Source organism: Flavobacterium sp. YO12, assembly GCF_004119495.1.
In the GTDB taxonomy this organism is placed as follows: Bacteria; Bacteroidota; Bacteroidia; order Flavobacteriales; family Flavobacteriaceae; genus Flavobacterium.
On sequence record NZ_NRQU01000017.1, the window covers coordinates 38,486 to 57,832 of the forward strand.

The 19,347-nt window shown below is 32.6% G+C and carries 20 protein-coding genes and 2 pseudogenes; 11 read left to right on the top strand and 11 right to left on the bottom strand.

What is annotated here, in order from left to right; all coding sequences use genetic code 11:
- Nucleotides 1–199: 199 nt before the first annotated feature.
- The 4 genes and pseudogenes from BOW55_RS07745 to BOW55_RS07760 all read right to left on the bottom strand — a co-directional run.
- A pseudogene (locus BOW55_RS07745) lies at nucleotides 200–586 on the bottom strand (peroxiredoxin family protein); the annotation flags it as partial.
- Nucleotides 587–604: 18 nt separating this feature from the next.
- Entirely contained in the window at nucleotides 605–1,366 is a 762-nt protein-coding gene (locus BOW55_RS07750) for a DUF4369 domain-containing protein (RefSeq protein ID WP_089059890.1), read from the bottom strand.
- Nucleotides 1,367–1,624: 258 nt separating this feature from the next.
- The gene (locus tag BOW55_RS07755; protein ID WP_089054020.1) at nucleotides 1,625–2,065 is read right to left on the bottom strand and encodes a KTSC domain-containing protein; all 441 of its coding nucleotides are present in this window, start codon (nucleotides 2,063–2,065) and stop codon (nucleotides 1,625–1,627) included.
- A gap of 323 nt (nucleotides 2,066–2,388) precedes the next feature.
- Nucleotides 2,389–2,640 carry a hypothetical protein gene (locus BOW55_RS07760; protein ID WP_089054021.1) on the bottom strand — a complete coding sequence of 84 codons (252 nt, stop codon included), beginning with the start codon at nucleotides 2,638–2,640 and terminating at the stop codon, nucleotides 2,389–2,391.
- 86 nt (nucleotides 2,641–2,726) lie between these two features.
- Between BOW55_RS07760 and BOW55_RS07765 the strand changes: the two genes are divergently transcribed.
- The 11 genes from BOW55_RS07765 (at nucleotide 2,727) to BOW55_RS07810 (ending at nucleotide 12,867) form a co-directional block, all read left to right on the top strand.
- Nucleotides 2,727–3,269 carry a hypothetical protein gene (locus BOW55_RS07765; protein WP_129023648.1) on the top strand — a complete coding sequence of 181 codons (543 nt, stop codon included), beginning with the start codon at nucleotides 2,727–2,729 and terminating at the stop codon, nucleotides 3,267–3,269.
- On the top strand, nucleotides 3,269–3,418 hold the full coding sequence (locus BOW55_RS20790) for a hypothetical protein (protein ID WP_164975013.1): 150 nt from the start codon (nucleotides 3,269–3,271) through the stop codon (nucleotides 3,416–3,418). Before BOW55_RS07765 ends, BOW55_RS20790 begins: the two co-directional genes overlap by 1 nt.
- Nucleotides 3,419–3,497: 79 nt before the next feature.
- On the top strand, nucleotides 3,498–3,734 hold the full coding sequence (locus BOW55_RS07770; protein ID WP_089054024.1) for a hypothetical protein: 237 nt from the start codon (nucleotides 3,498–3,500) through the stop codon (nucleotides 3,732–3,734).
- Entirely contained in the window at nucleotides 3,727–4,101 is a 375-nt protein-coding gene (locus BOW55_RS07775) for a YchJ family protein (RefSeq protein ID WP_129023649.1), read from the top strand. Before BOW55_RS07770 ends, BOW55_RS07775 begins: the two co-directional genes overlap by 8 nt.
- A gap of 106 nt (nucleotides 4,102–4,207) precedes the next feature.
- Nucleotides 4,208–5,326: a VWA domain-containing protein gene (locus BOW55_RS07780; protein WP_129023650.1), complete on the top strand. Its 1,119-nt coding sequence runs from the start codon at nucleotides 4,208–4,210 to the stop codon at nucleotides 5,324–5,326.
- A 257-nt stretch (nucleotides 5,327–5,583) separates the two neighbouring features.
- Nucleotides 5,584–7,047 carry an AAA family ATPase gene (locus BOW55_RS07785; RefSeq protein WP_129023651.1) on the top strand — a complete coding sequence of 488 codons (1,464 nt, stop codon included), beginning with the start codon at nucleotides 5,584–5,586 and terminating at the stop codon, nucleotides 7,045–7,047.
- 107 nt (nucleotides 7,048–7,154) lie between these two features.
- Nucleotides 7,155–7,592, top strand: coding sequence for a MarR family winged helix-turn-helix transcriptional regulator (locus BOW55_RS07790; RefSeq protein WP_129023652.1), 438 nt, complete (start codon nucleotides 7,155–7,157; stop codon nucleotides 7,590–7,592).
- A 5-nt stretch (nucleotides 7,593–7,597) separates the two neighbouring features.
- Entirely contained in the window at nucleotides 7,598–8,917 is a 1,320-nt protein-coding gene (locus BOW55_RS07795) for a serine hydrolase (protein ID WP_129023653.1), read from the top strand.
- A 30-nt stretch (nucleotides 8,918–8,947) separates the two neighbouring features.
- A complete protein-coding gene (locus tag BOW55_RS07800; protein WP_129023654.1) occupies nucleotides 8,948–9,799 on the top strand; it encodes a DMT family transporter in 852 nt (283 codons plus the stop codon).
- A 446-nt stretch (nucleotides 9,800–10,245) separates the two neighbouring features.
- Nucleotides 10,246–11,532, top strand: coding sequence for a Glu/Leu/Phe/Val dehydrogenase (locus BOW55_RS07805; RefSeq protein ID WP_241686510.1), 1,287 nt, complete (start codon nucleotides 10,246–10,248; stop codon nucleotides 11,530–11,532).
- Between the two features lie 111 nt (nucleotides 11,533–11,643).
- On the top strand, nucleotides 11,644–12,867 hold the full coding sequence (locus tag BOW55_RS07810; RefSeq protein WP_129023655.1) for a sterol desaturase family protein: 1,224 nt from the start codon (nucleotides 11,644–11,646) through the stop codon (nucleotides 12,865–12,867).
- Nucleotides 12,868–13,121: 254 nt separating this feature from the next.
- Here the strand turns inward: BOW55_RS07810 and BOW55_RS07815 are convergent, their stop codons facing one another.
- From BOW55_RS07815 to BOW55_RS07845, 7 genes and pseudogenes are all read right to left on the bottom strand, one after another.
- Nucleotides 13,122–14,033 carry a hypothetical protein gene (locus BOW55_RS07815; protein WP_129023656.1) on the bottom strand — a complete coding sequence of 304 codons (912 nt, stop codon included), beginning with the start codon at nucleotides 14,031–14,033 and terminating at the stop codon, nucleotides 13,122–13,124.
- A gap of 278 nt (nucleotides 14,034–14,311) precedes the next feature.
- Nucleotides 14,312–14,745 (bottom strand): annotated as a pseudogene (locus BOW55_RS07820) (DUF6526 family protein).
- Nucleotides 14,746–15,014: 269 nt separating this feature from the next.
- Nucleotides 15,015–15,497 (bottom strand): DNA-deoxyinosine glycosylase, encoded by a 483-nt coding sequence (locus tag BOW55_RS07825; protein ID WP_129023657.1) that lies wholly within the window; start codon nucleotides 15,495–15,497, stop codon nucleotides 15,015–15,017.
- A gap of 68 nt (nucleotides 15,498–15,565) precedes the next feature.
- A complete protein-coding gene (locus BOW55_RS07830) occupies nucleotides 15,566–16,765 on the bottom strand; it encodes an FAD-binding oxidoreductase (RefSeq protein WP_129023658.1) in 1,200 nt (399 codons plus the stop codon).
- A 40-nt stretch (nucleotides 16,766–16,805) separates the two neighbouring features.
- Nucleotides 16,806–17,573 (bottom strand): MlaD family protein, encoded by a 768-nt coding sequence (locus BOW55_RS07835; protein WP_129023659.1) that lies wholly within the window; start codon nucleotides 17,571–17,573, stop codon nucleotides 16,806–16,808.
- A gap of 16 nt (nucleotides 17,574–17,589) precedes the next feature.
- Complete coding sequence (locus tag BOW55_RS07840; RefSeq protein WP_129023660.1) at nucleotides 17,590–18,369, bottom strand: ABC transporter ATP-binding protein; 780 nt, start codon at nucleotides 18,367–18,369, stop codon at nucleotides 17,590–17,592.
- Between the two features lies 1 nt (nucleotide 18,370).
- The gene (locus BOW55_RS07845; protein WP_129023661.1) at nucleotides 18,371–19,129 is read right to left on the bottom strand and encodes an ABC transporter permease; all 759 of its coding nucleotides are present in this window, start codon (nucleotides 19,127–19,129) and stop codon (nucleotides 18,371–18,373) included.
- Nucleotides 19,130–19,347: the final 218 nt, after the last annotated feature.

Genomic DNA, 19,347 nt, shown 5'->3' on the forward strand with positions numbered 1-19,347 from the left:
TATTTGTTTAGTATTGTACTTTATAGTTGGCTTAATCTAAATTTTTATTGATTGTTAAAATTTAAGTCATCAGTATATCACTCTTTCTTTGACTGAATTTTAATCTCAGCTTGATGAAATTCCAATTTTAAATTGGCTATGGTATAAAACAAAAAAATCTCCACTAGGGAGATTTTTTTATTCTATTTTAAGAATGGTATTATTTAGCTAAAAGCTCTAATACTTTTGCTCTCAATTCTGGACCTCTTAAGTCTTGAGCAACTACTTTTCCTGAAGCATCAAGAATAAAAGTAGCTGGAATTGATTCAACATTATATTGTTTTGCAATTGGTTCATCCCAAAATTTTAGGTTTGAAACGTGTGTCCAAGTTAAACCATCTTTTGCGATAGCCTCTGTCCACTTGCTTTTGTCTTTGTCTAATGAAACTCCAACAATGTTTAATCCTTTTGAATGTAGCTCTTTGTAAATTGCTACAACATTAGGGTTTTCTTGTCGGCAAGGCCCGCACCATGAAGCCCAAAAATCAACGATAGTTACTTTGCCTAAACTTTCTTTAAGCGAAACTACTTTTCCTTCTGGATTTGGTGCAGAAAAGTCTGCTCTTCATTTAGCGTTACCAACTGCTGGAGCTGTAGCACCAACCGCAGGCATTTTCGCTTGACCTAATTTTGTTTTAACTTCTTTACCAGGAGTAGTATTTTTTAATGACTCATCTAAAGCATTAAATAAACTTTCTGTTTTTTTAATGTCAGCACTTGGGTCAGCAGCCATACCTTGAACAATTAGAACAGAGATAAAAGATTTTGGATGACCTTCAGCATAAGCTAAATATTTCTTTTTGCTGTTTTCTTGTACTTCTGTTTGAATAGTCATGTATTGTTTCATCAAGCCATTGATCGTTGCTGTATCTTGAGCTTGTTGAGCTTGCTGCATTTTTTGAGTATTCTTTTTCTGAAAATCAATTAAGCTTTTTTGAGTTTTGTTTAAATCTTCTTGAAATTTCACATACTCGTCATTACTGTAAGTTCCAGAAATTTTTGATTTGTGGATACTGTCTTTATCAATTGCAATGTTGATTTCTCCTGTTTCTAAGATAAATGGGATTGGTCCGTTTGCACCTTGAAGAATTAATGTATGGAAAGCTGGTTCAGTAACTTTTCCTTTTATTTCAAATTTTCCATTTTCAACTTTTACTGTATCAAGTGCCAAAGGCATTCTTGTAGCTGGGTCTAGACCTTGAAGGATAATGGTTTTTCCGTTTTCAATTCCAGTTGCGGTACCAGTAATTAAGTATTCTCCGTCTTTAACTTTACTGCATGAAATGATAGCCGCAGAAGCTGTAAGTAAAAAAAGTATTTTTTTCATTATAAAAAATTAATTAGTTAATTGATTTGTGCAACAAAAGTATCTAAAATTATAAAACATACAGAATTTTGTAACCTAAAATTTTGTTATAGTTTTTTAGGGGTTAATTTGCCTGTAATCAATGTGTTTGGTGCTTTGGTTTGATTTAAAACTCTAGTTTTGGTTTTATTCTGAGGCGCGATTTTGATTTTTTCTAATTTTTAAGCATAAAAAAAGCACCCTGTAAAAGAGTGCTTTTTAGAATATTTTTTAAGAAATCTATTCTTGATTTGTTTTCTTTCTCCAAGTAAAAGAGTTCAAAATGTGTCTTTTTGCAAATCTTCCAGGAGAATCTGCGTTTACCATTTTAACGTAAGTTGCTTTAGGAACACTGATGTATTCGTAAACACTTCCGTTAGAAAAATCGATAATTAAACGACCTTCAACAAATTTATAATCAGTAATTGATGAAGTTGCGATAGTTTCAGTATATTCTGGTAAATTTAGTTTAATCGTTTCAGGATTAATACTTACCAAGAAATGGTACGCTTCAATGATAGCTTTACTTTTTTCTTCTGCCGCTTTCAAACCAGCATCATCGCCTTGAAATTTATCAGGATGAGCTTCTTTCATCGCATTACGATAAATGGTTTTTAAATCTTTTAATTCAGCAGTTTTGTCTACGTTTAGTAACTTGCGGTATTCAACTATTTTTTTCATAAATAAAAGGTAACTTCTTGTCTATTAGTTCGAAATGAGTGTTTTTACTTCAAAACGACAAATTTTTTGCAAAGGTACACTTTTTTTTAACTTTTCAGTTTTCATCTAAAAAATATTCCAGAAAGTTATCTGTAAAATGTAAAGAATCATAGAAAGTAATACTGATTTTAACCGCAAAGCACGCTAAGTTTTTTTAGGTGTTGATAAAAAAACGCAAAGTTCGCAAAGCTTTTTGTAAAATATAGCTTTGCGAACTTTGCGTAATTCTTAGAGTGCTTTGCGGTAAAATTTTCCTCACTTCAAGTTGAAACTCGAAATAAAACTTACTTGTTTTCTGGTTTATGATTTGCTTTATCAAAATTCCTAGATTTCTTCGGGTATTTATCATAGCTGATATCACTTGGATTTTCGATTATAGATTTTATTGTAATCCAATCACCAACATTGAAATTTGAATGTGCTATTTTATAATCTAAAAGATACTCACCACAGAAATAATTATTGTTTTCATCTTTTTCGATAATACCTGTATAAACTCCTTTTTGAGGCATTCTTTCTTGCGAATCTTTAGACATGATTTTTTTGTTTTAAATTTATGAGGCAAAGTTAATCAATTTATGTTTGTTTTAGGGAGTTCGAGACAATCTGAGTATATTTGCACATGCAGAGAAACTTTAAACCACATCCAAATTCTTTTAAAAATACCTTTTGTGTTTTTCATGAAGTACTTCCAAATGAAATTGAAGGTTTAAAAAAACAGTTCGAAAGCAAAGCAGGAAGTTCTTATTATTATACAGAAGAAGGGATGTACCGCGTTTCGAACCATTGGGGAAGACTAGCAAACAGCAAGTGGCGTTTAGTAGCTCGTGAACCTGAGACGGAATCAAAAACAAAAATTGGATTTGCGGCATGGAACGAGTTTTATCCCGATAATGCTGAGGAAAAACTATATTATTTAGAAGCAGATTTTGATAAAAACCTTGCCAATTATCAGCATAAGAATAATCCAAAATATGATAAAAAAGCAATTTTAAGAACAAGTTTTGAAACTGCTAAAAGATTAAAACAAATTAGAAACTTACAGCAATTAACTTCGTGGGCAAAGTATTTTGATTATGACGATCTAGCCGATTTACGAAAGCAGATTATTGATGAATTGATCTATACGGAGAAAACATTAGAAGAAATTAAAAGAGAAATATAATGGGACGGAATAACGAAAAGAATATTAAAACTCATAATGACAAGTTGCATAAAGCTCAAGCAAAGAAAAAGCAGGCAGAAATCGCCCGTAAAGAAAAGCTGAAAGAAATTGTGAAAAAATTCAACGAAGATAAAAAAGAAGAAAAGTAAATATAGTTTCAAGTTTCATGTTGCACGTTTCAAGTTGTTGGAGCGAAAACCTGGAACTTGAAACCTGAAACAAAAAGATATGAATTCAAAATTTGAAACCCTAAAAGCAAACGTTCAAGAAATTATTGATTTGATTGCTGCAAAAAACGACAGAGAAGCTAATAATAAATTGCTTGAAGTAAGTGATGAATTAGACGAAATGTTAGATCATGCCGAAGAAGATGAAGAACTTAGAGAAATAAGCAGATATCAAGTTTTATTGAATCAGCTTCATGTGAAAATTAACGGTGAAGAACAAGTTGACGGCGATGCATAAATGTTATTGCGATACAGGCTTACAGTTCGAAAACTGCTGTGGTTTGTATCTTGAGAAAAAACAAAAAGCGCCAACAGCTTTGGCATTAATGCGTTCTAGATATTCAGCGTATGCAACTCATAATGCCGATTATCTTTTACAAACCACTTATGTTTCTGAAAGAGGATATTATTCTAAATCAGAAATTTTAAAATGGGCAACAGCAAATAAATGGCAGAAATTGGAGATTTTAAGTTTTACAGAAAACACTGTAGAATTTAAAGCCTATTTTCTCGATTCGAACAATAAACCGCAAATACATTATGAATTTTCGACTTTTAAGTTTGAAGAAAATGAATGGTTTTATGTCGATGGAAAATTTGAATAATTGATATAATTTGGATGACTTTTGAGTTGTTGTGCGATAATACTTTAACTAAAAATTAATAAACGTTTCGTTTTTCATAATTCTAAAAAACCTTAATTTTAGAATTATGAAAAACGAGTTTAAAAAAGGGTTTTATTTTAAAGCATACGAAGCTCCATTTCAGTCTCCGTTTGAGAAACTTTTTGGCATTTTCAAAGAGTTAATTACCCATACTTCGGGTGATTTTGATGAAGCTATAGATTGGCTTCGGGAATTGGATAAGGAATATAAGCTTACCGATGAAAACTACACTATCGATGATTTTATCGAAGATTTAAAAAAGAAAGGTTACATAAAAGACGAAATAAAAGGAGATGGTACAAATGGTTTTGGTATCACTGCTAAAACAGAACGTGCAATTCGTCAGCAGGCTTTAGATCAGATTTTCGGAAATTTAAAACGTTCAGGAAACGGAAATCATAAAACGAAATATGCAGGAAATGGTGATGAACATACGGGAGAATTTCGTGAGTTTAATTTTGGCGACAGTTTAGAACGTATTTCATTGACAGAAAGCCTTAGAAACGCTCAAATTAATAATGGAGTTGAGAGTTTCATGCTCACCGAGAATGATTTGGTTGTTGAGGAAGCTCAGTACAAAGCGCAAATGAGTACCGTTTTGATGATTGATATCAGTCACAGTATGATTTTGTACGGTGAAGATCGAATTACTCCAGCGAAGAAAGTTGCAATGGCTTTGGCCGAATTAATAACGACACGCTACCCTAAAGACACACTTGATATTTTAGTTTTTGGAAATGATGCTTGGACAATTCCAATTAAAGATTTACCGTATTTGCAAGTTGGACCTTATCATACCAATACCGTTGCCGGATTGCAATTGGCGATGGATATTTTGCGTCGAAAACGAAATACCAACAAGCAGATTTTTATGATTACAGATGGGAAACCAAGCTGTGTGCGTGAGCGCGACGGTTCGTATTATATGAACAGTAACGGACTTGATGAATATATTGTCGATAAATGTTATACACAAGCTCAGCAAGCCAGAAAATTACATATTCCGATAACCACTTTTATGATTGCAAATGACCCTTATTTGCAGCGATTTGTAAATCATTTTACCGAAGCCAATCAAGGAAAAGCATTTTATACTGGATTGAAAGGTTTAGGAGAAATGATTTTTGAAGATTATGAAACGAATAGGAAGAAAAGGATTAAATAAAGTTGCTAAGGTTCTAAGATGCTAAGATACGGAGGTTTCTTTGCGCCTGAATATACGTTGCGTTTATATTGTAGAGACACACCGCAGTGCGTCTAATACAACAATTGTCACGCTGCGCGAAGTCGAAGCGCCGCTTCAATTGGGTTTGAGAAAAATTAAAGACAACGTAATCGTAGAAACGCACTGCAGTGCATCTACACACAGTAATGACGCAATATTTGTCATTAAAAATAAATAACAATTTATATTTCAATAAAATGGAAATAACAACTATAAAAACATTAGGTCAATTAAAAGCCTCAGGATATAAAAGCATTAGTATTAAGGATGAATTAAGAAATAATCTACGAGAGAAGATTAAATCAGGAAAACCTGTTTTTGAAGGCGTTCATGGCTTTGAAAATACGGTAATTCCAGAATTAGAACGTGCCATTCTTTCTCGACATAATATTAATTTGTTGGGACTTCGCGGACAGGCAAAAACTCGCTTGGCGCGTAAAATGGTCGAATTATTAGACGAATATATTCCGTATGTTTCGGGTTCAGAAATCAATGATGATCCATTAAATCCGATTTCACGTTTTGCTAAAGATTTAATTTTAGAGAAAGGCGATGAAACTCCAATTTCGTGGATGCATAGAAATGATCGTTTCTTTGAAAAATTAGCAACGCCAGATGTTACCGTTGCAGATTTAATTGGAGATGTTGATCCAATAAAAGCGGCAAATTTAAAATTGTCTTACGCAGATGATCGTGTAATTCATTTCGGAATGATTCCAAGAGCAAATCGCTGTATTTTTGTAATTAATGAACTTCCAGACTTGCAAGCCCGAATTCAGGTTGCTTTGTTTAATATTCTGCAAGAAGGCGATATTCAAATCCGCGGATTTAAATTAAGAATGGCGCTTGATATGCAGTTTATATTTACTGCAAATCCAGAAGATTATACCAACAGAGGAAGTATTGTAACACCTCTTAAAGATAGGATAGGTTCGCAGATTTTAACACATTATCCTGAAAGTGTCGCTATTGCAAGAACCATTACAGAACAAGAGGCAAAGCTGGACGAAAATCAAAGCGACATCGTTTATGTGCCAAGTTTGGCCAGAGATATTTTAGAACAAATTAGTTTTGAAGCTCGAGAAAGCGAATACATTGATAATAAAAGCGGTGTAAGTGCCAGAATGAGTATAACGGCTTTTGAGAATTTAATTAGTACTGCAGAACGTCGTGCTTTAAAATCTGGAACAGATCAAACTATTTTGCGTTTATCTGATTTTATGGGAGTAATTCCGTCGATTACAGGAAAAGTCGAATTAGTTTATGAAGGAGAGCAGGAGGGAGCTGCTGTCGTTGCACAGTATTTGATCGGTTCAGCAATTAGAACATTGTTTTCAGAGTATTTTCCAAAAATTGAAAAATTAGAAAAACCAGGCGAAAAAACACCTTATTCAGATTTGATCGAGTGGTTTTTTACCGAAAGCGGTTTCGAATTATTAGACGATGCCTCAGATGCTGAATATAAAGGTATTTTGGATGAAATTACGCCATTAGATATTTTATTAAAAAAATATCAGCCTCAATTAAACAAACAAGATATGCATTTTATGAAAGAGTTTGTTTTATGGGCATTGGTAGAATATAAAAAATTGAGTAAAGATCGTTTTGCGCAAGGTCATCAATTTAAAGATATGTATGGAAGTTATATTAGCAAATTATAGCTTGTAACTCATTTTACAATCTGACCCGATAGTTATTTTTAATTGTCGGGTTTTATTTTGTGTATTATATTGATATATCAATTATATTTGTATCAAATAAATGAATCATGAAAATTGAAAATCCAACAGGAACAGCTCTTTATTCTATAGAAAAGGCAATTAAAGAATATCGAAAACTGGCACAAAAAAACATTGCCAAAGTGGTAAAAGATATTACAGTCGATCAATGCTTGGTACTTATAATACTCCAGCAAAACGAGAGTATTTCTCAAAACGAATTGGCAAATCTTGTTTTTAAGGACAGTGCTTCTATCACAAGAATGATCGAATTAATGGTAAAAAATGACTATCTAACCCGAACAATTCACGCAGAAGACAGAAGAAAGTTCAATCTGGTAATTACTGAAAAAGGTTTGAAAACCATCGAATTAATAGAACCTGTTATTCAATCCAACAGAGAAACAGCTTTGCATGGTTTATCAGTAAAAGAAATAACATTGCTGGATCAAACGCTGCATAAAATAATAAGTAATTGTAAAAAATGATTGGAATGAAATCAAAATTAATCTTAGTAATGTTCTCGGTATTTGCTATTGGGTATTCGCAAAACGAATTGAGCAGCAAACTAGAAAAGTATATGGATGCGCAATTTGCTGTTAATGATTTTAGCGGTACCGTTTTAGTTTCTAAAAATGATACAATACTATTAAAAAAAGCCTATGGTTTTGCTGATTACGAATGGAAGGTAAAAAACACAGTAGATTCAAAGTTTAGTTTAGCATCCGTTTCAAAACAGTTTACGGCAGCAGCAATTTTACAATTAGCGGAAAGCAAAAAACTTTCATTAGAAGATCCTATAAAACAATATTTTGCTGATTTTCCAAAAGGAGAAAAAATAACGATAAAAATGCTGCTGGCTCATAATTCAGGTTTGCAAATGGATTTTGACGAATTGTATTTATCGAAAACAGATTTAGAGAAAGATTCCGTTTATCAGTACATCATCAAAAAGCCATTTCTGTTTGAACCTGGTACAAGTACAGCTTACAGCAATATAGGATATTATTTACTAGCAAGAATTATAGAGAAAGCATCAGGGCAGACTTATGCGGCTTTTTTAAAACAGCAATTGTTTGACAAAGCCAAAATGTACAATTCGGGTATTACAACAAATAGTACAATAGTTGAGAAAATGGCTAAATCATATTATCTCGAAAATGATAAACTAGTAAAAAATCCTTATATCAATTGGAGTTTTAATATAGGTCACGATGGTGTTTATTCGACTGTTGAAGATTTGTATTTGTGGAATAAATCCTTGTTTGACAGCGAGATTATTTTGTTGAAAGAATCAAAGAAAAAAATGTTTACTTCATACAACGATCAAGATTTTGGTTTTGGGTTTTTGGTTAACCCATTCTACAATCAAAATCATCAGTTAATTGCGCATGACGGCGGTTTTTTTGGAGCCATGACATCATTCAATAAATTTACAAACGATAATATATTAATTACGGTTTTATCTAATAACCAGTCAAAATCTTATTATATCGCATATGGTCTTGCCGGAATCTGTTTTGGAAAAGAAGTTGAACTTCCGTACAAACATATTCAAACCACAGTAGATGCAAAAATCTATGATCAGTACGTGGGAGAGTATGAAAATATTAAAATTTTAAAGAAAGATAATAAGCTGTATTATATAGATCAAGATATTGAGTTACTGCCAGAATCTCAAACCAAATTTTTTCGCTCAGATAATAGCAATACTACAGTTGAATTTATAAAAGACAAAAAAGGAAAAGTTACGCAGCTGGAAATTAAAAAGGCAGGAATAAAAGAAGTAAAAGTTAAAAGTAAGAAAGTATAAGTACTATTTTTGCATTCAAAATTTAATTCTATGCTGTTTTTAATTCTAAGTATACTTTGCAGTGTTACCGTTGGTGTGATCTTTAAAATTACCCGTAAATACAATGCTAATCCCATTCAAATTATTGCGTTCAATTATATAGCGGCATTAGTACTTTGTTATTTTACTTTTAGTCCAGATCTTACTATAGTTCATGAAGATGCTCCGTGGAATATTTATGCAGCAATTGGTATTTTGCTGCCTATTGTTTTTCTTTTTCTGATATTTTCAATAAAACATATGGGAATTGTAAAAACTGATGCTGCACAACGATTGTCATTATTTATTCCCATACTTGCGGCATGGTTAATTTTTAAAGAAGAATTTAATTCTTATAAAGTAATTGGGCTTATCATTGGATTCATTGCGCTTTTGTTCATTTTAAGAAAGCAAATGCAGAACGAGCAAAACAAGTGGATTTTTCCTGTTGCTGTTTTTGTTGGTTTTGGAGTAATTGATATACTTTTTAAACAAATAGCACTTTATACCACTTTGCCATATACCACATCTCTATTCGTTGTTTTTAGTATTGCATTAGCAGTTTCTTTGTTAATAGTGCTTTACGATGTTATTTTTAAAAAGAACGGGTTTAGTATTAAAAATGTCCTTTTTGGCGCTTTAGTAGGGATTTTTAACTTCGGAAATATTCTATTTTATTTAAAAGCACATAAGGCATTTGTCGAAAATCCATCAACGGTTTTTGCAGGAATGAATATGGGCGTAATTGTATTAGGAAGTCTTGTTGGGCTTTTCTTCTTCAAAGAAAAACTATCCAAGATTAATATAATTGGGCTTCTTTTAGCGTTAATTTCTATTGTTTTCATTGTTAGATCACAATTTTAGTACATTTTTTTATCCTTTTAAATCTTTAGTTTTCAGTTGGTTTTGAGCCAAATTAAAAGTTTTTTAAAATAAACTCTACTAATTCTATAGAATTTATAAAATATATTTTATAGATTTGCATTAACAATGAAAAACTCTAGTCTAAATATCATTCCGTTTATGTGCAGCTTGACGATGTGCTGCATGATGAACAATGCAATGAAATGGCGTTAATAGAAAGTACTTGTTAGTTATTTTTTTTTTTAGCCTTTCATGCACCATGAAAGGCTTTTTTTAGAATTAGTAAAAAGCAAACAAAATGAGATCAAATAGAAATATCAATATTATGATGCCATATTGCTCGACAAAAATTCCGTGTTGTACGTGCATCAACTGCTGATTTTACTCAGAAAAAACAATTTAGTAAACCCAAATTAAGTAAATCATAAAAATTAAAAGTAAATATTATGAGTACAGAAATTATAAAACAGAATCCCTTTCAATCTATGATTGATCGTTTTAATATAGCTGCAGATATTCTAAAGTTAGAGGAGTCAATCAGGCAAAAGCTGCAGCGTCCTGAAAAACAAATTGTAGTAAATTTTTCGATAACATTAGACAACGGAACCGAGCAGAATTTTGAAGGTTACCGCGTAATACACAATACAGCTTTGGGACCGTCTAAAGGTGGTATTCGCTATGATAATGCGGTAAATCTTGATGAAGTAAAAGCTTTAGCCGCTTGGATGACTTGGAAATCTGCTGTAACCGGAATTCCTTTTGGAGGAGCAAAAGGAGGCATTATTTGCGATCCAAGAACGCTTTCTAAAACAGAGTTAGAACGTATTACGAGAGCTTATACAAAAGCATTATCGGATATTTTTGGCCCGCAAAAAGATGTTCCTGCACCAGATATGGGAACAGGTCCAGACGAAATGGGCTGGCTAATGGATGAATTTTCATTAGTTCACGGCAAAACAATTCATGCCGTTGTAACAGGAAAACATCTGCATTCTGGAGGTTCATTAGGCAGAGTAGAAGCAACCGGAAGAGGAGTGAGTATTATTAGTTTATTGGCACTTCAAAAACTAAAAATTAGACCAGTGAGAGCAACTGTTGCAATTCAAGGTTTTGGAAATGTAGGATTACATTCTGCTTTATTTTTATATGAAAAAGGACTAAAAATTGTTGCAGTAAGTGATGTGTCAGAAGCATTTTATAATCCGCAGGGAATTAATATTCCAGAGCTTATTTTGTATTATAATTTAAATAATAAAACAATAAAAGGTTATCCAAATTCCGTTGCCATTAAACACGAGGATTTGCTGCTTTTAGATGTTGATGTATTGATTCCTGCTGCCAAAGAAGATGTAATCACTCAGAAAAACGCACATGACATTCGTGCAAAAATTATCATTGAAGCCGCAAATGGACCAGTTTCTTCAGATGCTGATAAGATTTTGCATGAAAATAATGTTTTGGTAGTTCCAGATATTTTGGCGAATGCTGGCGGTGTAACCGTTTCTTATTTTGAGTGGCTTCAAAATTCCTTGTTAGAATCGTGGAGAATTCACCAAATAAACAAACGTTTAGAAGATATTTTAGAAAAAGGATTTGAAACGGTGTTTAGAATTGCTGCAAAGCATAATGTAACCCCTAGAATTGCGGCTTATATTATTGCTTTGAAAAAAGTAGCCGAAACACAATCTGTAAAAGAAGTGGCAGCCGACGCGCCAAAATTCAAACAGAACTAATTTTATTTTAAACAATATTAAGATTATTTTCATCGATAGAAAACCAGTGAGGGTTTTTTATTGGTGAAAATATCTTTTTTAATTTCATATCAATTCATATAATCTTTAAAAATGAAAAACATTAATTTTCTAGCATTTGCAATGCCGGCTTTTTTTCTTTTTTTATTTCTAGAATACAAGCTGGCACAACGAAAAAAAAGACCTGAAATTTTTAATTATGAAAGTTCTGTTTCTAATATAAGCATTGGTATTGCAGAGCGATTGATTAATTTGTTTATTGCCGGCAGTTTTTATCAACTGTATTATTTGATTTATGATGAGTACCGCATATTTGATATTCCGAGTGGTGCATTAGTTTGGATTGCCTTAATTTTCGCCACAGATTTTGTTTGGTATTGGTATCATAGATTAGGTCATGAAGTCAATTTTTTCTGGGCGGCACATATTGTACATCATCATAGCGAAGAGTTTAATTTTACGGCAGCAGCCAGAATTACGACATTTCAGGCAATAGTTAGAACAGGATTTTGGTGTATACTGCCTTTTATTGGTTTTCATCCCTCTATGGTAATCACAATGCTTATCGTGCACGGAGCTTATTCGTTTTTCACGCATACACAGCTTATAGGAAAAATTAAATGGCTCGAATATGTTTTTGTTACGCCATCTGTTCATGGGGTTCATCATGCTTCTGACGAGAAATATTTAGATAAAAATTACGGTGATATGTTTACGTTTTGGGATCGTCTTTTTGGTACTTTTCAGGAAGAAGAAGAAAAACCAAAATACGGTTTAACACATCCTTTGAAAAGTTATAGTTTTCTGTGGCAGCACTTTCATTATTACTTTGAAATTTTTGAATTATGGAAGCGTTCAAAAGGTTTTAAAGCAAAATGGAATGCCGTTTTTGGAAGTCCTGCACATATGGATCAAGATATTCGTCCAACATTAGAAAAGCGTTTTTTACAAGATAAAAGTAATCCAAATCAAAGGCTTCGTTTTCGGAATTACCTTTATATTCAATTAGGAATCTGCACTTTATTACTAACGGTTTTTACCTATTATTTTGATCGTTTAAATGCACTCGATAAAGGTTTTGTTCTGGCGTTAATACTTATAACATTAATTAACTGCGGTGCACTTTTAGAACAGCGAAAATGGATTTATTATCTGGAATACGTTCGTATTTTAATGATAACAACTTACTTCTTATACGAAGAAAATCTAACGATATTTTTCTTTGTTCCCTTGGCAATTATGATTTTTGCAGAGCAATTGTTTTCACTTAGTAAATTGTATCAAAATATTATTTTACAATTAGAAACTGCTGAGTAAAAAGAACAAATAGTCAACGAGAATTCATTATAACTGTGATGTGTTTTTTTATCGAGATTAACGGACTTGATATTTTTAAAACCTGTGCGGCATTATTTAATTAAGTTAATTTTTAGATCATTAGTATTTATTCCAATCAATAAATAATTTAGTTGCATCTATCTTGAATTTAGTTTGAGCAATGAACCCGATACCTTCTAAAAGATATCGGGTTTGTTATTTTGTTTTAATTCTAAAATTTGGAATTAAATAATCTAATGTTTGTACAGTTTAACGTGATTACCGAAAGAGTATGTTGCAGCAATAGTTGGACCGTTATAACCCCATTTAAAGAAGCCGTTTAGTCTTTCTTTTTCAGCATCAATTCTAATATTTAAGCCTGTATATCCAGCAGTTAAGCTAAAATTTTTATAAACGTTATACAATACGGAAAGATTGTAACTCAAAATACGGCCATCAATATCATTTATTTTTATAGCAAAGTAATTAAAGTTAGCATATAGACCTACTTTTTTGCCCAGTACAAATTCTCCCCAAAGTCCAATATCTGGCAGTGGCGCAGTCACTCCAAAATCATCATTATAGGAAAGCTGCTGTGTTTGTCCGTTCAAACTCAGACCTACATCTACTAACATAACATGCGCACCTATTAAGGCACCTATTTCATATTTTGGTTTTGATATAAAAGCGTAACCGTAATATACTCTAATAATCTGATTGTCTAGAAATGCAGAAACTCTTGCATCTACAGGATAGGTATGATCACCAAATTCTATCTCTTTTTGAAGGACTTTTGTTGATTTTCTATTCAAATAAAAATATTCAGAACCTAGTCTTGATCTTCTTGAAATGCGCCATTCAAAAGCCGCAGTAAATGATTCACTGCTTTTATTAAAACCGAGATCCTTTTCAAAATCAATCATATTTCCAAAATTACCATTATTAGTTCCCACTTCGACTTGTGTATTGTTTACAGGGAAAAACGCACCAGCTGTAAATTTAAATCGTCTTGCATGCCAAGGCAAATCGTCAGCGTAATCTTGCAGGTCGTCGAAGTTGTTTTGTACGGAGGTTAAAGTGTCTTTTGTTGATGCATCTGCTACAATTTGTGCATTAGATGAAAGATACGAGAACGGAATTATCAAAAAATAAAATAATCTTTTCATGAGGTTTATCTTTAAATTTATTGATGAATTTTTAACAATTAAAGTTAACAAAAAAAATCATTCATTTTAATTTTAAGGGCTTATTATTTGATTATCAGTAGTATAATTTGAGAGTTTTGTTAAAAGCAGTCAGCGTGAGGGATAGCAGCAGTCCTGCCGAAGCAGCGCGAATAGCCCGACGTCATATAGAAAAAGCCCCAATGAACGCAATGTAAATTGAGGCTTTTTTTATATGGGGTCACGCCCATAACTTCGAAATTTTGAAACTGTTTTTACTCTTAGACTCTATGATAATCTGCCCGCCAATGCACGATGGCTTTTTTGATAGAATCGCCTGAGAGGTTATTTTTAAGAGCATCATCGATTAAAGTGAGAACTTCGCGTTTGGAGCAAAACGAAGTGCAAATATTTGATCATCGGTAAACTTATGCTCGATTTCTTCAAACCTTTTTCCAGTGAGTGTAAAATAGCGATAGCGAAGTTCTAAACGTATAATTCGGTTTTGCAAAGTAAGTGCGTAATGCTGGCGCAGCATATAAGCAAGAAAAATAAGGAGCCCAAAAAGAATACTTATAAAGGACCAAATAAGCGTATCTGCTGAGGTAAAAGCAAAGTACAAACTGCTTAGAAAAAACAGAACTGCAAGCGGATAAAATACAAAATGATGTGCGGTATAAAATCGTATATGATTGTAGTAGGTTTGAATTTTCATAATGTAGAATGTTTATATGAAAGTAAAAAAAATAAAGCTACTCTAAAAGAATAGAATAGCTTTTTTTCTCAAAAATAAACTAACATAACCAATGTTTCCTTTATCGTAAAAACTTTTTACAGTTTTACTTAGTAATATATTTATAAGTCTTATTAAGTGTCAAATTGTCAATATATTGACTTTGATTTATACTAGTAAAATTAGGTTATGTGCAGCCATTGTTTGTTATATCTTGAGTATCAAATGTTATATGATTTCAATATAAAAAATTACAACGTGCCTATAATTTGCCATTCTTCAAGTTTTGACTGTAATGATTTACTTGCATTTGCAGGACTTGTTGAAGGCAGTGTTATAAGTTGATAAGTATTGTGAAGCGTAACATATTTCTTGAAAAACTGTGCCGCTTTTTGACCGTTAAACAGTATGGTTTTTATATTAGGATGTTGTTTTAGAAAGGTTTCAAAATCATTCGCGATTTCATTCTTTATAGCGTTGTCTAGACTTCCAACTCGGTCGCAATACTGCAATACATCCCACAAAGCAATTTTATTCTGAAGTAAAAAAGCCTTTTTTGTTTCGTAATCATTGCTGAAATCTTCATTGAAAATGGTAAACAAAAATTTCCAGAAATTATTCTGATTATGTCCGTAGTACTGATTGAGTTCTAAAGATTTTGTTCCAGGCATTGTACCTAAAATTAGTATCGTCGAATTCACCGAGCTGATGGGAGCGAAGGAAAAGCTTTTCATTTTATAAAATTAGTAAAATAAGGTTCTAAGGAGCTAAGATTCTAAGAAAAAAAAGCTAAGAACCTTCCTCAACGTCCAAATCGATAATACTCTAAATCAGTATTTTTTTTGTTATTGATTGAGTCTAAAATAGAATTCATTCCCATCACGCTGAAAGTAATTCCGTTTCCTCCGAAACCTAAAACATAATGTTCATTTTTTTTCGAATTTGGTTTTCCAAAATACGGCAGACCATCTTTCGTTTCTCCAAAAGTTCCTGCCCAGGAATAATCTAATTTAAAGTCAGAATTCGGGAATCTTTTTTGAAATTGTTTTAGCAAAAACAGCTCTTTTTTAGAAAGTAGATTATCTCTTCTTTTAGGATCTTTAAATTCTTCGTCGCCTCCGCCCATAATAATTCGGTTGTCTGAAGTAGCGCGATAATAAAAGTACGGATTTGCTGTATCCCACAGTATGGCATTTTTTAAGCAAAGCGGAATCTCCTCGATAGATTCAGACGCAATCGCATAAGTACTTTTTAAGTCGACTATTTTCTCATTTAAAGTTTCGGTACTTTCGTAACCTGTACAATGTATAACGTGATCTGCTGTAATGGTATATTTATTTTCTGTTTGAGCAATACATCTTCCTTTTTGATTGCTAATACTGACGATATTGGTTCGATCAAAAATCTGCATGCCATTCTGCTCACAGTAATAAAGTAAGTCGCCAGCCAATTTAAAAGGATCAATAACTGCAGCCGTTTTCGATTCTAATGCAGCAAGAGCATTTAGTCCTATTTTTTCTAGATCCTGCTTGTTGAGCCAGCTCACATCAAAACCAAATTGCTTGCGAACTTTAAATTCGTTTTTTAAAAACGGAATATCTTTTTTGAATGAGGTAAAATAAATACTCTTTTTAAACTCAAAACCACAGTCACTTTTAATAGTATCAATTATTGTTCGAAGATCAAAAATCGCTTTTTTTCCATTGTTGTAACTGTCTACAGCACATTTTTCGCCTCTAAGTTTTATTAATTCATGCAAAGGCACATCAACTTCATATTGAAGTAAAGCGGTACTTGCAGCCGTACTTCCGTTGCAAACATCACGACGATCTGCAAGGACTATTTTTTTTCCCTCAGAAATTAATTTATATGCCATTAAAGCTCCAGTTATTCCGCTTCCAATAATAAGAATCTCAGTGTTGATATCAGAATTGATAGAAGGATAACTATTATTCATGGCATTTTTTAAAGGCCAGAAAGTTTCTGTAGAGCGTAATTTCATTTTTTAGATTTATTGTTTTACCGTTTGAATCGAGTTTTTTTTAAGACTCTTTCTTAGCATTTTCTTCTTTTTGTTTTTCCTGTTTTTCTTCTTTAGCTTTCGCTGCTTTCTCTTGTTTTTGTTCTTGCTTTTTCTCCTTTTCCTTCTCTTTTTTCTTGAAGTAACCTCTAAACAAGAAATTGCTTTTTGCCGCCTCCATATTGTCACTAAAACCTTTTGTTCCCGTTTCTAGATTAGAGAGCGTATTCGAAACACTGTTTGCCATTTTATCATCACGTACTAATCTTGCCAAAGCACCATTTCCGTTATTCATGCTGTGACTAAAAATGGCTAGCTCTTCAGATATAACGCCCACATTATCAACACTTTTTTTAACGCTTTTCATAATGTCGTTCATTTCGATACCGTCAATAGAAGCTATTGCACCATTGTCTTCAATAATTTTTTGTGATTTGGTGCCGGGAGAAATAGTCAGTACTTTGTCGCCCATTAATCCATCAGAACCAATACCGGCACGAGCATCTGTTTTTATAAATTCTCGTACTTCATCTTTTATAACCATTGACACCACAACCGAGGAATCATTAATTAGTCTGATTTCTTCAACAGTACCAATGTTAATACCCGAAAAGCGTACGTTGTTTCCAACTTCTAAACCGCTGACCGTTTTAAACTTTGAGGTAAGGTGAAATGTTGAACCAAATAGGTTTTTTTGTTTTCCAATAAAATAGATTGCGGTTATAAAAAGTAACAAACCAATTGTTACAAACATTCCTAATTTCCAAGTATATCCAGATTGTTTCTCCATGATTTCTAAAGTTTTTTTATTTAAAAAACGAACGAACCCATTTGTCTTCGTCTTTTTCTAATTCGTCATACGTTCCTTCGGCATGAATTACTCCATCTTTCAGCACTATAATTCGATCTGCCGTCATTTTTGCACAAGCCATATCGTGCGTAATTATTATAGCCGATGTTTTTTGTTTCTTTTTAATTTCAAGAATCAGTTCGCTGATTTCTCTCGAAGTAATTGTATCTAATCCAGTTGTAGGTTCGTCGTACAATATGATTTCAGGTTTTAAAATCAATGTTCTTGCTAAACCAATTCTTTTTCTCATTCCGCCAGAAAGTTCAGATGGCATTTTATCTACAGCATCACTTAAGCCTACATTTTCCAGAGCTTCCATAACTTCATTTTCAATCTCTTCTGAAGATAAATCTCTTCTATGTTTGCTCAACGTAAAAACGAGATTTTCCCGTACCGACATTGAATCATACAATGCACCGCTTTGAAAAAGAAAACCAATTCGCGCTCTTATTTTGTTAAGTTCATTTTTTTTGAGTTCCAGTATATTTTCATCAAAAACAGTTATTTCGCCTTTGTCCGGAGCGATCAATCCAACGATACATTTTATAGTTACCGATTTTCCTGAACCAGAACGCCCTAAAATCACCAAATCTTCACCTTTATGTAAGTTCAAATTGATGCCTTTTAAGACTTCGTTATCTTCGCCAAAAGTTTTATGTAAATCCCTTATAGTGATTATTACATCTTGCTTTTTAGTTTTTGATCGTGGTTCTATATTTTCTTTTGTTTTAATCATCTTAAAAAAATAAATCAGTTATCTGTACGGCGAGCATATCGATAATAAATATGGTTAACGAGGCTGTTACAACTGCAGAGTTTGCAGCTTTTTCCACGCTTTCGGTTCCATTTGCGGCATTAAATCCTTTAAAACATCCAATCATTCCAATAAAAAAACCAAAGAAGAAAGTTTTAATTGTGGCAGGAATCAGATCTAAAAATTCAAGAGACTGTATAATCTGTGTTAAGTATCTATAAAAATTGACATCGCCATGAATGTTTATTCCAACATAACCGCCAATTATTCCAACAGCATCAGCAAAAAACACTAATACAGGCACCATTAAAGTACAAGCTAAAATTCTAGTTACGACCAAATAGTTGTACGGATTTATTGCCGAAACTTCCATAGCGTCAATTTGTTCTGTAACTTTCATAGAGCCTAATTCAGCGCCAATTCCAGACGAAATTTTTCCTGCGCAAATCAAAGCAGTAATAACAGGTGCAATTTCTCTAATTAAGGAAAGTGCGACCATTCCTGGGAGCCAGCTTTCGGCTCCAAATTTTACTAACGTAGGACGAGATTGCAAAGTGAGTACTAAACCCATAATAAAACCTGTAATCGCTACCAAAGGCAATGATTTATAGCCAATAACATAACATTGTTTCAAGAACTCTTTTGTCTCATAAGGAGGAATTAAAACCTCTTTAAAAAACTTCTTTGCAAACAAAGCTGCCTCTCCAATTTCTGTAAATGTATTTTTTAAGCTCAGAATCAAAATGTCTTATTTTAAAGTTGCTTTTGTATTTGAAATCAATATTTTAACAGTTTTTTCTCCTTTTCTAATTATTTACGAAAGTTACCCTGATAGTTGTTAAAATTATTTACACAACTCTTCTGGAAGTTTATATAATTTTCATTGTGAGTAGATTAAAGTAAAATGATACTGAATAGGATATAACAAAAAATCCCTTTCATTAAGAAAGGGATTTTAAG

What these genes read in the sequence shown, in the direction of transcription:
- BOW55_RS07825 (WP_129023657.1), bottom strand. Translation starts at nt 15,497, where the DNA reads ATGAAAAGCTTTTCCTTCGCTCCCATCAGCTCGGTGAATTCGACGATA.
- BOW55_RS07775 (WP_129023649.1), top strand. Translation starts at nt 3,727, where the DNA reads ATGCATAAATGTTATTGCGATACAGGCTTACAGTTCGAAAACTGCTGT.
- BOW55_RS20790 (WP_164975013.1), top strand. Translation starts at nt 3,269, where the DNA reads ATGGGACGGAATAACGAAAAGAATATTAAAACTCATAATGACAAGTTG.
- BOW55_RS07760 (WP_089054021.1), bottom strand. Translation starts at nt 2,640, where the DNA reads ATGTCTAAAGATTCGCAAGAAAGAATGCCTCAAAAAGGAGTTTATACA.
- BOW55_RS07780 (WP_129023650.1), top strand. Translation starts at nt 4,208, where the DNA reads ATGAAAAACGAGTTTAAAAAAGGGTTTTATTTTAAAGCATACGAAGCT.
- BOW55_RS07795 (WP_129023653.1), top strand. Translation starts at nt 7,598, where the DNA reads ATGAAATCAAAATTAATCTTAGTAATGTTCTCGGTATTTGCTATTGGG.
- BOW55_RS07785 (WP_129023651.1), top strand. Translation starts at nt 5,584, where the DNA reads ATGGAAATAACAACTATAAAAACATTAGGTCAATTAAAAGCCTCAGGA.
- BOW55_RS07790 (WP_129023652.1), top strand. Translation starts at nt 7,155, where the DNA reads ATGAAAATTGAAAATCCAACAGGAACAGCTCTTTATTCTATAGAAAAG.
- BOW55_RS07755 (WP_089054020.1), bottom strand. Translation starts at nt 2,065, where the DNA reads ATGAAAAAAATAGTTGAATACCGCAAGTTACTAAACGTAGACAAAACT.
- BOW55_RS07840 (WP_129023660.1), bottom strand. Translation starts at nt 18,369, where the DNA reads ATGATTAAAACAAAAGAAAATATAGAACCACGATCAAAAACTAAAAAG.
- BOW55_RS07765 (WP_129023648.1), top strand. Translation starts at nt 2,727, where the DNA reads ATGCAGAGAAACTTTAAACCACATCCAAATTCTTTTAAAAATACCTTT.
- BOW55_RS07810 (WP_129023655.1), top strand. Translation starts at nt 11,644, where the DNA reads ATGAAAAACATTAATTTTCTAGCATTTGCAATGCCGGCTTTTTTTCTT.
- BOW55_RS07805 (WP_241686510.1), top strand. Translation starts at nt 10,246, where the DNA reads ATGAGTACAGAAATTATAAAACAGAATCCCTTTCAATCTATGATTGAT.
- BOW55_RS07750 (WP_089059890.1), bottom strand. Translation starts at nt 1,366, where the DNA reads ATGAAAAAAATACTTTTTTTACTTACAGCTTCTGCGGCTATCATTTCA.
- BOW55_RS07815 (WP_129023656.1), bottom strand. Translation starts at nt 14,033, where the DNA reads ATGAAAAGATTATTTTATTTTTTGATAATTCCGTTCTCGTATCTTTCA.
- BOW55_RS07770 (WP_089054024.1), top strand. Translation starts at nt 3,498, where the DNA reads ATGAATTCAAAATTTGAAACCCTAAAAGCAAACGTTCAAGAAATTATT.
- BOW55_RS07830 (WP_129023658.1), bottom strand. Translation starts at nt 16,765, where the DNA reads ATGAAATTACGCTCTACAGAAACTTTCTGGCCTTTAAAAAATGCCATG.
- BOW55_RS07835 (WP_129023659.1), bottom strand. Translation starts at nt 17,573, where the DNA reads ATGGAGAAACAATCTGGATATACTTGGAAATTAGGAATGTTTGTAACA.
- BOW55_RS07800 (WP_129023654.1), top strand. Translation starts at nt 8,948, where the DNA reads ATGCTGTTTTTAATTCTAAGTATACTTTGCAGTGTTACCGTTGGTGTG.